Annotated in this window: 13 protein-coding genes; 9 read left to right on the top strand and 4 right to left on the bottom strand. The window is 50.9% G+C overall.

Annotation, left to right across the window (positions count from 1 at the left end; translation table 11 throughout):
- Nucleotides 1-1225: 1225 nt before the first annotated feature.
- Complete coding sequence (locus Pan97_RS03495) at nucleotides 1226-1456, bottom strand: hypothetical protein (protein ID WP_144970767.1); 231 nt, start codon at nucleotides 1454-1456, stop codon at nucleotides 1226-1228.
- 1287 nt (nucleotides 1457-2743) lie between these two features.
- Here Pan97_RS03495 and Pan97_RS03490 point away from each other — a divergent pair.
- From Pan97_RS03490 to Pan97_RS03450, 9 genes are all read left to right on the top strand, one after another.
- Complete coding sequence (locus tag Pan97_RS03490) at nucleotides 2744-2935, top strand: hypothetical protein (protein WP_144970766.1); 192 nt, start codon at nucleotides 2744-2746, stop codon at nucleotides 2933-2935.
- A 303-nt stretch (nucleotides 2936-3238) separates the two neighbouring features.
- Complete coding sequence (locus Pan97_RS03485) at nucleotides 3239-5179, top strand: glycosyltransferase (RefSeq protein ID WP_144970765.1); 1941 nt, start codon at nucleotides 3239-3241, stop codon at nucleotides 5177-5179.
- Between the two features lie 176 nt (nucleotides 5180-5355).
- Nucleotides 5356-5925 (top strand): glycosyltransferase family 32 protein, encoded by a 570-nt coding sequence (locus tag Pan97_RS03480; RefSeq protein WP_165698593.1) that lies wholly within the window; start codon nucleotides 5356-5358, stop codon nucleotides 5923-5925.
- Complete coding sequence (locus Pan97_RS03475; RefSeq protein WP_144970763.1) at nucleotides 5922-6737, top strand: glycosyltransferase family protein; 816 nt, start codon at nucleotides 5922-5924, stop codon at nucleotides 6735-6737. Before Pan97_RS03480 ends, Pan97_RS03475 begins: the two co-directional genes overlap by 4 nt.
- Nucleotides 6734-7519: a Coenzyme F420 hydrogenase/dehydrogenase, beta subunit C-terminal domain gene (locus Pan97_RS27115; RefSeq protein WP_144970762.1), complete on the top strand. Its 786-nt coding sequence runs from the start codon at nucleotides 6734-6736 to the stop codon at nucleotides 7517-7519. Before Pan97_RS03475 ends, Pan97_RS27115 begins: the two co-directional genes overlap by 4 nt.
- Nucleotides 7498-8262, top strand: a complete 765-nt coding sequence (locus tag Pan97_RS03465) for a hypothetical protein (protein ID WP_144970761.1) — start codon at nucleotides 7498-7500, stop codon at nucleotides 8260-8262. Before Pan97_RS27115 ends, Pan97_RS03465 begins: the two co-directional genes overlap by 22 nt.
- A gap of 10 nt (nucleotides 8263-8272) precedes the next feature.
- The gene (locus Pan97_RS03460; protein WP_144970760.1) at nucleotides 8273-8908 is read left to right on the top strand and encodes a glycosyltransferase family 2 protein; all 636 of its coding nucleotides are present in this window, start codon (nucleotides 8273-8275) and stop codon (nucleotides 8906-8908) included.
- A 109-nt stretch (nucleotides 8909-9017) separates the two neighbouring features.
- Complete coding sequence (locus Pan97_RS03455) at nucleotides 9018-9506, top strand: hypothetical protein (protein WP_144970759.1); 489 nt, start codon at nucleotides 9018-9020, stop codon at nucleotides 9504-9506.
- An 804-nt stretch (nucleotides 9507-10310) separates the two neighbouring features.
- Nucleotides 10311-10913, top strand: coding sequence for a sigma-70 RNA polymerase sigma factor region 4 domain-containing protein (locus tag Pan97_RS03450; protein WP_144970758.1), 603 nt, complete (start codon nucleotides 10311-10313; stop codon nucleotides 10911-10913).
- Between the two features lie 268 nt (nucleotides 10914-11181).
- Here the strand turns inward: Pan97_RS03450 and Pan97_RS03445 are convergent, their stop codons facing one another.
- From Pan97_RS03445 to cysD, 3 genes are all read right to left on the bottom strand, one after another.
- Nucleotides 11182-11625 carry a hypothetical protein gene (locus tag Pan97_RS03445; RefSeq protein ID WP_144970757.1) on the bottom strand — a complete coding sequence of 148 codons (444 nt, stop codon included), beginning with the start codon at nucleotides 11623-11625 and terminating at the stop codon, nucleotides 11182-11184.
- Nucleotides 11626-11788: 163 nt separating this feature from the next.
- Nucleotides 11789-13606: a sulfate adenylyltransferase subunit 1 gene (locus Pan97_RS03440; protein WP_144970756.1), complete on the bottom strand. Its 1818-nt coding sequence runs from the start codon at nucleotides 13604-13606 to the stop codon at nucleotides 11789-11791.
- Nucleotides 13606-14559 (bottom strand): sulfate adenylyltransferase subunit CysD, encoded by a 954-nt coding sequence (gene cysD / locus Pan97_RS03435; protein WP_144970755.1) that lies wholly within the window; start codon nucleotides 14557-14559, stop codon nucleotides 13606-13608. Before cysD ends, Pan97_RS03440 begins: the two co-directional genes overlap by 1 nt.
- Nucleotides 14560-14569 lie beyond the last annotated feature (10 nt).

Genomic DNA, 14569 nt, shown 5'->3' with positions numbered 1-14569 from the left:
GCGAATCACGATAATGACCGGGAATCAGCTTTGCTCCTTGCTACAAGAGCTTTTCCGCGCTCTGTCCGGTGAGGCATTCCAGCGATTTGTGCTGTGACTATCGCTTCGGCAAGAAGCCAAAAAGACGCCGTTCTAGAAAAGTCTTGGAAAAGATTCCAAGTTGTCAGCTCTTGGATGCATAGCACATGACGAGGACTTCGTGAAAGCACGCAGGTGAAATATGTCCTCACGCGGTTTTGCTTGTTTATTAGTTTGCGCCGCGCCTCTGGGGAGCAGGAGGCAGTATGGAAGTCCGTGTTACGGCCTCTCGTACGCTTCATGTCTCCTAATCAATCCGAATCATTACACGTGGATCCATTCGATCCCGAAACAAAACATTGTCGTCCAAGACGGAGAGCGATATGAGCAGTTCTTGTGAATGCTGTAAAGCGATGTGGATCAAGTTTCGGCTTGATGCTCCTTTGACTTCCGGTGACGAGAAGGTCAAAGCAAAAATCTACATTGATAAAAGCGGCTTTCGCCATTTTTGGCAGGGCCAGGACCCAGATCCCGATGACGAAGGATTTGACGTCTTTAACTTGGAGGCACCTGACTGGGCTACGACGACCGGTGGTCCTAGCACAACCTCCGATCCTCATCAAACCTTTCAGTTCTCAGGATCTCCGGGAGAGATTGGCCTGGCTTGCCTGGACGATTCCTTTGCGGACAAGACCGACTCCGCGGAAGCCACCAGCTGCTATCGAATCGTAGAGCTCGGCACACGAGATCCTGATCGAGTCAAAATCCGTAACGGCGGATGTCAAACGCTCTCCTCATTTTCCATTCTTGGGATCGACGACTCAGCCATCGATCCGAGCCTCCCGGGCAGTGCTTTTGAACGACAAATCGTTTTGGATGGCGTAGTGCCAACCAACGACCACAAGTCACGGTTTGCCATTTTGGGAGAAACCATTCCCCAATGCGAAGCAGGCCTGGCTGTTGTTAGTGGAACAACGCAAGTCAAAGTTTATATCAACGATGAAACACACCAATATGCGGATATTGCCGTCGGAGAGACGTCTTACCTGACGTCCGCCGAAAGCGGTTCCGCTCAAATCCTGTGGCGTGAATCGGGCATGGGATTGAAGTGGGCGATCGTTCGCTTGAGCAATGTCAGCGACCTGAAAGACGAAGACGATTCGACCCCGACAACCAGTGCGCCGGGAGGTGGCTCACCCCCCAGTCCTCAGTGCACGGGAAACGCCAAGTGGCGCTGGTCCGCCGACTCGGCCAGTTGGTCTCTTGAAGAAAACAACTGCGGCACGGAAGTAACGACGACTACCAGTTCCCCTACGCCAAGCAGCACGACGCCTGCTCCGCCTGCTCCGCCTGCTCCTACATGCTGCCCATGGCAGACCGCGGAGACAACCACAAGTACGACGTCAACGACGGAAGACCCCGGCAACACGACGACCACCGCCGCTCCGTGTCAGCCACTTTATCCTGAATTTTGTGGTTCCGAGGACGGCGAATGTACCTTTACCTATTGTTCAGATCGGATGAATACGGAGCCAAAGTGCGATCACTTGCTTCCGACGACGACCACCTCCTTTGACCCCAACACAACGACCCCCGATCCCGGTTCAGGCGGGACGACGTGTGATTGCAATACCACCACCACAACAACCACAACGCCGGAACCAGAATGCTCAAAGGGATGCAAGTGGAAATGGCTTCCCTCGGGCGGAGGCTGGCGATGGGTCAAGATGGAAGATGGTTGTACCTCCAAGTGCCCTTGCCCTTATCCTGATGAACCGGGTGAAAACAAATGCGCAACCGCCCACACGGCTTGCAAGGTGACGACAACCACGACGACTTTACCACCAGCCAACCCATGTACCGGTGTGTGTAACTACACCTGGGTCCCCGATTTTGAATTTTGGAATCTAACGGACAGCAATTGCAGTGGAGGAACAGGGGGCTGCGGCTGCGTGCCCCCCTCGTCACCAGGTGGTACAGATTGCGATACCGCGCGAGTTTTGTGTGGGGGATATGACGATGATTATCCCGAAAACACAACCACCCCAGCGCCCGGTTCGTGTGAAGCGTGCTATACCAGCTCGACCACTTCGACGACCTCAACCACGCCAGAACCTTGCGATTCTTTCTGCAAGTATCAATGGTCGACCGTTTCCGAATCGTGGTCGGTGATCGAAGACAATTGCGTATCCGACTGCCCTTGCGGCAGCCCACCGAGTTACGCGGGCCAGGATGATTGCGAAACGGTGGCGGTGAGTTGCGATAAGTACACGACAACGACTTCAACGAGTACTACAACTTCGACCACGACTTCTTCGACTACTTCAACCACTACAAGTACGACGACTACGACGACACCTAGTCCATCCTGCAATTACATCTGCGTTAATACTGGGGGCTCCTATAACTGGATACCGAATGGGCAACTTTCCTGTGAATGCTGCATTCCCACTTCCGATTGCAGCGCTGCAACGATAGGAGCAATTAGTGACGGGGGGTCGTGTATCGATGAATTCGAAGATGGCGGGCCTACAGGATTTTGTGATGAGTGCGCGTGGGAGTGTACTAATGAGGGTGCTGGTTGGTTTTGGCACTCGCGCGTAAGCAATTGCGGGAGCTTGCCATGGGGGCACTCCGCCTGTTGTGATCCGTCTACCCTAAGTGAAACCAATTGGTGTGATGGACCGGAAGACGCGGGATGGATAGTAGTGCCGTGCTTAGATAGTTGCCCTACTACAACCTTGGTTCCGACTACAACGACAACACCAGGTCCAACCACGACAACACCTGGTCCTACCTCGACTACTCCCGGCCTAACTTCGACGACGCCTGGGGCAACCTCAACAACAGCGGGGGTAACTTCGACTACGCCGGGGCTAACCACCACAACTCAGGCGTTGACATCAACCACGCCTGATTGTTCTAGCGGCTTGGGTACGGCGACACTCGTCTGGGATGGGTCTAATTGGCAAGTTGCTGAGAACAATTGCTGCCCAGGCGCAAGTCCCAACACAGTCCAAGGGATTGGACCGGGATCATACGTAGGCCAGCAAATGACTACCACCTGCCTGGGCGAGGCTCCCTAATTCACTCTCGTCTCTGCCGACCAAAGCTGGTGAACAAGCAAATATTCTTAGCGATCCAGCCCTTTGGTCGGCATTTCCCTTGCACATTACTGACTACCTTTTTCAAAACGACAAATCAATTGGAGCAATAACTAATGCCCAAACTAACCATCGGAATGGCCCATTACGATGACTTTCATGGAGCTTACTTTTCCATCCAAGCCCTGCGGTTGAACGAGCCGGACGTCATGAAGGACGTGGAGTTCGTGGTGGTCGATAACTCGCCGCCCAATTCCAAGCATTCGCAGATGCTTCGTCCTTTTGTGGAAGGGTGGGCTCGTCAGGGAACGGCCGGGGCGAAGTACGTTCCCTTCCAAGGAACCATCGGCACGTCCGCTCCCCGAGATCAGATTTTCAAAGTGGCCACCGGAGACGCGGTCCTGGCGATGGATTGCCACGTGCTTTATCCGCCAGGCACCATTAAGCGGCTGATCGAATGGTACGACGACCATCCCGATACCGAGGACATCTATAGCGGGCCGTTGGTTTACGACGATCTGCACAACTTCACGACTCACTTCGACAATGTCTGGCGAGGTGAGATGTGGGGGATCTGGGCCCGGGCTTGGAAATGCTGTGACGGCGGCGTGCATTTTTCCGCGCGTCAAAACAACCAAGAGTGCGAATACTTCGACCTTACGCTCGGCAAGACGCCCGTGCAAAGCTGTCACAAGTGCAACAAGCCGTTACCCACGGGGATTTCATGGGCGGGCCACGAGAACAAGCTTCGTGAAGCCGGTTATCGGCCACTTGGCGAGCACGTCGACGACGAACCCTTTGAGATCCCAGGCATGGGCCTCGGAGTCTTTTCCTGCCGTCGAAAGGCCTGGCTTGGCTTCCATGAACATGCCTCAGGCTTCGGGGGTGAAGAACTGTATATCCACGAGAAATTTCGCCAGGAAGGACGAAAGGCCATGTGCCTGCCCTTTCTGCGTTGGGTTCATCGATTCGCGCGACCGGATGGCGTCCCTTATCCTTTGCCGCGGTACTCGAAAGTTCGAAATTACGTCCTGGAGTTCCAGGAACTTGGCTTTTCTCTGGACGAAATTCACGACCACTTCGTCAAGCCTGGATTGTTGTCTCAGCAGCAATGGGATCACCTCGTTGAAGATCCCATCGGACATTCTAGTCCGCCTCCGGCCAATAGCTGCGGCAATGCTGAGAGCAATGAAATTACGAAGACAAAAACCGTGAAGGATGCCTTTAAACGGATGCTCCAGCGAGAACGAGATTTGAATCGGCACATGCCCAAGTTGCGTGAACTGGCAGAGAAAGTAGAGCACGTTACGGAGTTTGGCAAACGCACGGAAGGATTCACTGCCTTTGCGGCCGCTCAGCCCAAGAAGATCGTCTCGTATAACGTGGATGCTTCTCGAGAAATGGCCCACCTGACCGAGCTGGCCAGGACCGAAGGCATTGAAGTAACTCACGAAAAGTCTGCCTCCCCGGATGTATCGGAGATCGAAGCGACCGATCTTCTGTTCATTGATTCGACGGCTCACAACGCTAAGCGACTGAACGAAGAACTCAAGAAGTTCTCCGGATCGGTGGCACGCTACATCGTCATGCATGATACGGCGCTACACGGCAATAAAGGGGATGATGGCGGGGCAGGCCTATTCGGTGCACTGCTGCCTTTTTTGAAACAAAACCAGTCTTGGCAAGTCGTCTATCACACCCAGGATCAATATGGCCTGACGGTTATCTCCAAGGACCCAGCCGATCGAAAGTCGCTCCCTTCCACCATAACGATGGCCAAGAATTTCGCGAAGGCATCACTAGCGCACATCAAAGATGGCGCTAAGGCCGCATCCCAGGAACTTTTGGAAGCCAGACTAGCGGTTTGCACGCTCTGTGAACAACGAAATGGAAACCGCTGCTCCGTATGCGGCTGTGGTCTGTCCGCGAAAGCTGGTTGGTTGGAACAAAACTGCCCGCTTGATAAATGGCCAACCTACGACAAGGAAACGAAACGTCCTCACGTCGACTTTGAGGTCGTCAAGGAAGACTCGAGCGAAGCCGTTCTCAACAGTTAGCCAGGCATAAAGGGATGACAGACTCTGGATGCTTTTGATTCTCCAGTGTATGCCCGACGGCAACACTGGAGATCCTGGCAAGTGATTGAGTACCGACGATTGCGGGCAAACGCTCTTTTGTGAGGACAACAATGATTCCCCGAATTTTCCATCATGTTTGGCTGGGAAGAAAACCCTTGCCCACCTTGTTTGATCGCTTTCGGAATCAATTTCGCGATCTGCATCCCGACTGGGATCATCGATTCTGGACCGAGGATGATTGTCAGCAGCTTGACTGCAAAGCGTTATTGAATGCCTGGCCTAACCAGGCGTCTCGATCAAACGCCGCTCGTCTGGAGATCTTGAGTCGGTATGGTGGCGTCTACGTGGACACAGACGTGGAACCGCTTAAGTCATTCGATCCTCTGCTGCAGGTAGATGCTTTTGCCGCGGAAGAGTATCGCGGAAGAGTCTGCAACGCCGTGATGGGATCTGTTCCGCAACATCCTTGGGTCCTTTGGCAATTAGAAGCACTTCCACGCTACAAAAAGAAACGCCCGCCTTGGGGGCCACTTCTAGCGACCGAGGCTTACAAGGAGATGGTGAAGCAAGGAGTCGAAGTTTCACTTTACCCAACCACTCATTTCTATCCTTATCTGTGGAACCAGTTGAGCCTGCGAGGTTCGAACGAATACCCAAAGAGTTATGCCGTTCACCACTGGGCTATCAGTTGGAATCCACGAATTGCTTGGGAGACCTCCAAATGATCGGGTGCATTTTATTGACCTACAACCGCTTCTCCGGGGACCGACAGTTCCTTCTTAGCGAATCGGTTGAATCGTTCCTACGTCAAACGCACCAGGACGCCGTTCTCTTGATCTGCAACGATACGCCTGGACAGAAGATTCAAGTCGAAGATGAGATCGGACGACGCATTCGCATCTTCAACTTCGAACGGCGATTTCCATTTCTGACCGATAAGATCCAAGCAATGATCGATAAGAACCCTGATTGCGACATGTTCTGTCGATGGGATGACGACGACATCAGCCTACCCAATCGCCTGACACTCTCGCACGATCATTTGCTGGCTGGCAATTGTCTGGAATGGAGACCCAACAACTACGTTTGGTCGACATCTCCAGGAAGCTATCGACATATTTCCAAGCCGGGAAATACGCACGTCATGAGCCTTTGGAGGAGAGACGTATTGAAGTACTTTCCCGAGGGCAAGTACCCACAGAGGATCTCGGGTTGGGAAGACCAAACGTTCAATCAGTATCTTTCCCAATACAACGTTCCACGTTCCGTCGAGAAGAGCATCTCGTACCAGGATGTCACCTACGTTTACCGCTGGGGTGCGTCCGATCGACATCTTTCTAGTAAACGACAAGGCAGCGATAGCAGCTTGCAAGCCCACTACGATTCGATTGGAACACAGCCAATCCGCGCCGGCAACTTTACGATCCATCCGTATTGGCAGAGAGACTATGAATCAGAAGTCCGCAGCCTCGACCATCACGTCAGCGATTCAAGTCGCAGCCGGGGAAACTCCCCAATCGCTTCAAGTATGGAATGATCATGTCTCACTTTCTGATTAGATCCAAGAATCCTGAAACCCGATTATGTGCATCAAGTGGAGGATTTGCTCGTGAGTTTTTGGCTGGCCTGCTTCGATATCGATTGGTCGATGTCGTGTGTTACGTTTCGACTGGGAATAGCGCCAATGGACTTCGTCCCATCATTCGTACAACGAGTGATCCTAGTGAAATACTTACAAGCACTTGTACAAGCTCCGTTTATCATCCGGTAAACCCATTGCCGACAATAGCTCGGGTTCAAGGAAGATGTGCTGCGACGCTTCTTGCTTGTCATGCGAAATCGGCAAACCGCCAGAGCCTCCCTCACCTCACCTGCAAAGTTGAGTTGCTATGCAAGTTGGTTCCACCGAGACGCTGGACTTTGGAAATGCTCGCCCAGATGAAGGTCGATCCAAGCAATGTCTCCAAGTATGCCTACCGATATGGCGAACCCCCAGGCAAATTCACCGTCTGGACGCGGGATAACAAACTCTTGACGAAGGATTTTCGGCCTAGTTGGCCGGATGAAGATCGAGAACACTTCCCCAGCTTTTGCAAGTCATGCGCTCTCCGCGATGGCGGGAGTGACGTTCTCTGCTGCGACCCTTGGAGAATATCCGGTGCAATTGGTTTTACTCTGGTTTCGGTACGATCTTCCAAATGGATGCCGATCATTCGCCAACTTGAAAGAGACGGACAAATTGAGACTCACCCTGTGTCACGGCAAGAGTGGGAACGAAACAATCAACGATTTTACGCATGCAAGGCGGTCAGAAAATGAAGGTCGAGTCGATCTATTGGCAAAAAGATTCCGCCATCTTGAACTTTGGCGAGCATTTTGCAGAGTATATCCCACAAACCATCTTTGGGACGAAATTCGTCGAACGCTCATCTGTAGGATTCTTAAGTATTAGTTCCGAGTTTACCCCAAAGACTTTAGGACAATTTTCCAAGGTGTGTGTTTGGGGCGCGGCCAATGGTTATGGAAAAGCATACGCCGTAAAGGATTTTTCGAACTGGGAGGTGTGGGCAGTACGAGACCTCCTGACGCGCAAGTGGTCCCACCTACATGTGCCAGTTTGCGATCCAATCTTCTTGTCAAATGAAATCTGGCTACGCTCCTCTTATCTTTCGGGAGTTCTCTATGCTCCCCACTGTCATGAACTAAGTCACTTCGGCAAACAAAAGATCTTGGAACGACTACCGGGAATTACGGAAATTTTCGACGTCAAGATTCATCGACGTGATTTTCCGGCCGGTGTGAACAAATTACTTACTGCGGAGTTTGTCCTGTCAGGCTCCCTCCATGTTCTGTTGTTTTGTATCGCCTTGCGAATTCCCTGTGCCCCCTGCTTTGTCTTCTATCAAGACAAGCCGACTAAATGGCAGGGAATGGCCGCAACGCTTGATGTTTCCCTAGATGGCGTTAGCAATGTCCAAACTGGAAAAGCCTGGTGGGAACGAAATTCTTTAATGATACGGGAACAGGATACCGCCGGATTGAAAGACTCTTACAACCTTTAGGAGAATTACCATGCGCGTTAGCTGCATCATGGTGACAGGACATAAGCCCGAAAGAAGAAGACTCGCTGAAGTCGCGATTGGCTGCTTCAATCAACAGACTTGGCCTGATCGCGAACTGGTTATCGTCAATGAAGGAGAACCCTTTAATTTGCCTGGCGAGCGGTTAGTTCCTACGGGAGCAACGCTGGGAGAATTACGAAATCTAGGCCTTTCAAACGCGGATGGAGATTTGATTATTCAATGGGATGATGACGACTGGTACCACCCTGATCGAATACGAGTTCAAGCCGAAGCATGGAAACCAGGGCATGCCGTCATCCTCAACCATGAAATCATTTGTGACATGACATCGGGACAAGCCCTTGTCTGCACCGTTGGTTTTCCGGGTTCTATTCTGCATGAGGCTCAAACTACTGCTAGATATGAAACGCTAAGAAAAGGGGAAGACTCCGTTTTTGCGGATTCCTTTCGGCGAATCCATCTCAACAACAATCCAACCCTCTATATTCGATTTTGGCATGGCCTGAATACTTGGGATCGAAAACATTTTCAGAGCTTAGCCAGAATTAGCCGTCCTCTAACCGAGGATGAAAATCTGCAACTTCAGAGGGCTCTCTCATCCTATCAATGCCAAAAAGTAATGTGATCGCGATAAAGAACGACATGTTGTCAAGTGTTTCACCGGTGGTTCCCTTCCTCTATCCGAGCGTTTGCCCAGGAGCACCGTCTGTATACCTTTCCGAAGAAAAAGGTGAATGCTTGACGAGTTGCGTCACTCGAAGTATCTCCCAGATTTTACTTTTGTATCGTGGAGATTTCTTGAGTTCAAACGGTTTGTTCACGGCGGTGGCGGTCTGGTTCTTTTTAAGACGCGATTCTTGGTGTCGGCAGCGAACCCAGTGATTGGCCAACGCCATCACGACTTCATTTTGCAGTTTGCCTCGACTCCGCATGCTGACGACCAGCCTGGTCCCGCGACCACTCGTTTGTCGAATCATTTGTTTCCCCAGTTCAATCCAGTACGTTCGGCAGGTCAGCTGGTGCTACATTTCATCTGGGTTTGCGTGACAACGCTGGACGCCAACGCGGCGATGAAAGCGATCGTAGCCCCAATAGGAATACCCTCTCTTAGGCCGAATGCCTTTGAGTTTTTTTGCGCGCACTATGTTGAAACTATCGAAGGCGGTATAACAAAACAACCGACAGACGATGAGGCCATATTCTCACCGTGGCGAGAACCCTGAACACTCTGTTGTTAGTATGGCCACAGCTACTCGCTGCAATCTCGAAGTGGTATCGGGATCTTGTTCTACAAGTGCTCCCCAACCCGCAGATTTGCTTTTCAACACGTGTCCTCCATGTCTGCCTTCTTCAAAACGTTGTAAGTGTTGAGTTCGCCTGTGATGCTTCATTGAAGTTGAAAAAATCGTCTACTCCCCATGCAGTGCAAGACGACAAGTGCACTTCAAATCACAAGTGCAAAGTGAAGGTATTGAAGCGGTTAGATTTTACAGAGGGATAGAACACTCGGTGGGCAAGATTTGTGAATTTGGCGGATCGAATCAATCAATAACAAGTCCGCTATTCAGGAAAGGGATGCGGCATCTCACGCATCCTTTTCTAAATAGTGCAAATGAACTTTTAGATCGGCCTTTGAGACAAAAATCGCATATCCCCTTTGCTAGTGCGGAGAGGATTTGAAGTCAACGTGCTTGGCCAAACTCGTCGGCTAGAACGTCAGCGTGCGCATCACGCCAACTCTTAAACGAGTGAATTAGCCGAAAGACCGATTCAGCAATTTCTTCAGTAAGTTCTTTTCGAACGAGCCGCACTAAAAGGTCTCGGTCGATTTGGGGTGCAAGGCTTTCATCGCGAAAATGCCCTTGAAAGCAATGATTCCCTGAGCCGGTCAATGGCCATTCAGAAAATGAACCGTTCAAAAAAAACAATTTCGTGTAATTCCCGGAAACATGAAACACCCTATCGAATCTTGAATCAGTATTTCGAGTTATTTCGAGATTTGCAACAACAGCAGGAGTCACTTTCCCATGACCTTAGACAAGGAAGACCTTAAGCATCGCTTTCTCGCTGCTATCGATTATGGTTGGCAGTGGGAGAAAGTGTGGCACCTACTAATCTCGCATCCCTGGTATCAGATAACGCTTCAAACCCAGGCTCAAAATGTATTACGGAAACAGCGACTTCCGATAAACTGGCATGAGGATGTACAACAAGACGCCATGTTGCTACTAGCCCGTAGCTTGCGGCATAGAGCAGACCTTCGTGTCGACTTGGATCAAGTGCATGAATGCTTTGCCGGCTGGATGGCAAGAATCATTGCACGAGATTGCCAAGAGGCCGTTCGACAAATGCGAAGACAGTTCATGCGAGAACAGTCTATGCCGGATATTGTTCCATTAGAAATGGATCGCCTGCCCCTAGATGCGAAAATTGATATTAGCCTGAAGATCCAGCAGTTGAATGATCCAGAGCGGACGATTCTTACCCTATGGTCAGAAGGGTTCTCTGTGACTGACATAGCTAATCGACTGGCTTTATCCTATCAACGTACCTATTACCTGTGGCGACGTGGCACACGGCAACTACGAGCACTTTTAGGGGCATCCTACTTGGCGGTACACGTCAGCTAGAAATTGTTCTCGCAATCGGATGCAAATCTTTTTTTCCTGCCATTCGAGTGTTTTTAGCCGCGAAATTGTTCAAGAACTCCTGCGATCAGTTGGAAGGTATCGTTGGCATCAGCTGTCCACCCTAATGGTTTCGCGTCCTCGTTATTATCGACGAGGAAATCGTGAACTAACGCTTCGAGCTTGGGAATGCCGCGAAACGCACCCAGACGGTCCCGCTTCTTCGCAATCTCAGCGAAGAAACGGTCAACATGATTAAACCATCTCGTACTTACAACTCACTGCCCAAAGCCTCGAACTGCATCGTTCTTTCGTTGTAAGAATAGACCGCGTGTGATTCGACTCGAAAGAACAGCGAGGTCACCTGGATTTCGGCAACGGTGGAATACTTGTGAATTGCGCACAGCTGTGCGAGTTGAACATTCACTTCAAGTAACCTCTGTTCCGCCAGCTTGCTAGATTCCTGCCGTTTGGCCATACGCTGCAGCAGACTGCTTGGTTCCGCGATGCAATCGCCTGGACTGACGTTATTGGACGCCTGGCCGGGCGGCAAGAAGTGAGAGTGACCTAAGATGACAACTTCGCCGATTGCATAGTCTCTGAGATTTTCTTCAATCACAGAGATAAGATGCAGTGGCGATTCAAATAGTTCGCCAGAAACACGAACGATTGGATCACCGTACGTGTTTACAATTCTTGATAGAAGTCGATTCACGCAATCATCTTGATCGGTAAGCCAAAGAGTAGCCTTGCGTTGCGATCGAGACGTGGCGGAAGAGCTCTGTGATGAGTTTCCGTCCATCCACCAGAAAGACCCCTGCGAAGATACCATAGCACTCTCCCTTCTTGAGTTTATAGAATTGGCTTGCTCTATTGACCTACTTCGGTCCGGATACTTTTGAGACGACTAAGCTGTAGATGTTCTCAGCGATGTCCTCAGCTTTTGAATGATCCCTGGAATTGCTTGTATCTCCATGAGAGTCGAGATCGAAATACAGGAACTCGTTCCGTGAACACTCTCGACGGATCGCATTTTTGAGCTCTTGATTGCCAGCTTCGAATACTGATATGCAAATTAGCCCCATGTCACTTAACGATCGGGTGACCTGCAGGCCTGGCCAAAGATGGCTCGGCTTTCCTGTCGCCGCATGAGATCCGTCGTTCTCATGTTCTCCGTGAAGGTCGCCTGCATTAATTACGCCGACATGGAAACCCTCATTGAATAGACGAAGTTCCAGGTCATACGCGACACGCAAAAGTTCGTTACTCGTTCGACCGGCAATCACGACAGAAAGCGAATCATGTCCCACTCGATACTTCCGTTGAGCTGCCGTTACTTGGCTGAATTGCCTCTCGGTAGCAATCGGTATCGAAGCAGCAACACTCCTATTGTCTTCGCTTGAAATAATTCCTGCCGCGACCGTCTCATGGGAAATTCGATCAACCAGGATGAACGATCCCATCTCACGGATACTAGTGTAGCTTTCATGAACAACCGGTTCGTGAAGCAGTAGATGACATTGGCCAATTTCATTCAACTCAAGCATCGAAGCAGGTTCGCTATCTCCCGTTTCGATACATATCTTCGACTGCATTGTAGCGACTTCGGCCATTACCGTTTTCGTACCGCACTTAAGCCAATAGATCTTTCCGACAACTAGTGGTTCGGTTGACATCCAAACCAGTCTCGCATTGAGCTCACTACTCATCGCGGACGAAACACCGGGCGAAACGATCCAGTCTCCTCGCGCCACGTCGATCTCATCTGCCAACGTGATGGTTACCGCTTGCCCTGCGCAGGCAGATTCATATTCTCCATCCATCGTAATGATCGATTGAATCTTTGATGTCCTTCTTTGTGGAAGGATCTCGATCGGATCATGAACCCTTATCTTGCCTGTAGCAATCGTTCCGCTCACACCACGAAACTCGGAATCGGGTCGTACGACTCGCTGGATTGGTAACCGAAAACCATCCGCGGGATTGCCACGAGACGCCTGAGATGACTCCAGTGTCTCGATCAAGGTCGGCCCCTGATACCAATCCATATTTTCACTACGGCGACATACGTTATCGCCACACAAACCAGAGAGAGGAATCGAAACGATATCCAACTCCTCAAAGGCTTTCGTAAAGCGATGAAAATCGCCGGTAATCTCGTGAAAGACGTTGCTCCTGTAGTCAACAAGATCCATCTTGTTGGTGGCTAAGATAAATCGCTTGATCCCTAACATGGAGGCAATCAATGCATGACGTTTGGTCTGTTGAACAATTCCTTTCCTCGCATCAACTAGTAATAATGCCACGTCGGAACGCGAGGCAGCCGTGACCATGTTCCTGGTGTACTGCTCATGACCGGGACTATCCGCGATGATGATTTTTCGGCGAGGCGACCGAAGGTAGCGATAGGCGACGTCGATCGTAATGCCCTGGGCTCTTTCGTCTTCCAGCCCGTCTACGATCAGAGCAGGATCGACTGCCAATTCCGTGGTACCGTGTCGCTTGGTTTCAAGTTGAAGCGACTGTAAATGATCTTCGTATACGGCGCCAGTTTCGAGTAGAAGTCGTCCAATTAACGTACTCTTGCCATCGTCTACGCTTCCGCACGTGAGCAATCTAAGTATGCCCAAACGAGTTCCAATGGTCTGACCTGCTGGGGGCGTGATTTCGATCGTGCTGTCTTTTTGCGTAATCATCAAAAGTATCCTTGTCGCTTCTTGCGTTCCATTGCTGATTCTTCATCCTTATCGATTGCCCGTCCTGCTCTTTCGGAAAGATGGGTCAACCGTAACTCTTGAACAATCTGGCTGACAGATTCCGCTTCAGACTCGATGGCCCCCGTGACCGGATAGCAGCCCAGGGTCCTAAATCGAACCTTTCGCATTTCCGGCTGCTCCCCAGACCTCAGTGGCATTCGCTCATCATCTACCATGATCAGATTGCCATCGCGTTGAACGACTGGCCGCTCTTTGGCGAAATAGAGCGGCACGAGCGGAATTTCTTCCAGCAGGATGTATTGCCAGATCTCCTCTTCGGTCCAATCTGAGAGTGGAAAGACACGCATACTTTGACCACGATGGACCCACGTGTTGTAAAGTCGCCAAAGCTCTGGACGCTGATTGCGCGGATCCCATCGGTGATGCTTGTCTCGAAAGGAAAAGATTCTTTCTTTTGCTCGCGATCGTTCCTCTTCCCGACGCCCTCCCCCAATCGCCGCATCAAAGCGATACCGTGTCAGGGCCTTCTTCAACGGTTCTGTTCGCATGACGTCGGTGTAAACAGGACTGGGAAAGTCGAACGGATTGATACCGCGGCGGACTCCCTCGTGATTGATTTCCACAAGGACCTCCATTCCGAGCGTCCCTCGAACGTGTTGCTCGCGAAACTCAATCATTTCTCGGAACTCCCATGTCGAATCGATATGAAGCAGCGGAAATGGAGGCTTCTCCGGATAAAAGGCCTTCCGGGCCAGGTGCAAGAGCACACTGGAATCCTTCCCGATGGAGTAGAGCAATACGGGATTCTCAAATGACTCGGCAACTTCCCTGAAAATGTAGATGCTCTCTTCCTCGAGCATTCTCAGGTGTGCGTTCAGGTCGCCTGAGACAACATTCTGTCGTCCTTCTCTATCCACTACCGAAGTGTTCATGAGGCTCGTC

It is taken from the genome of Bremerella volcania (genome assembly GCF_007748115.1).
Taxonomy (GTDB): Bacteria; Planctomycetota; Planctomycetia; order Pirellulales; family Pirellulaceae; genus Bremerella; species Bremerella volcania.
The sequence above is the reverse complement of the archived record's forward strand: the minus strand, read 5'-3'. Positions and strand labels throughout refer to the sequence as shown.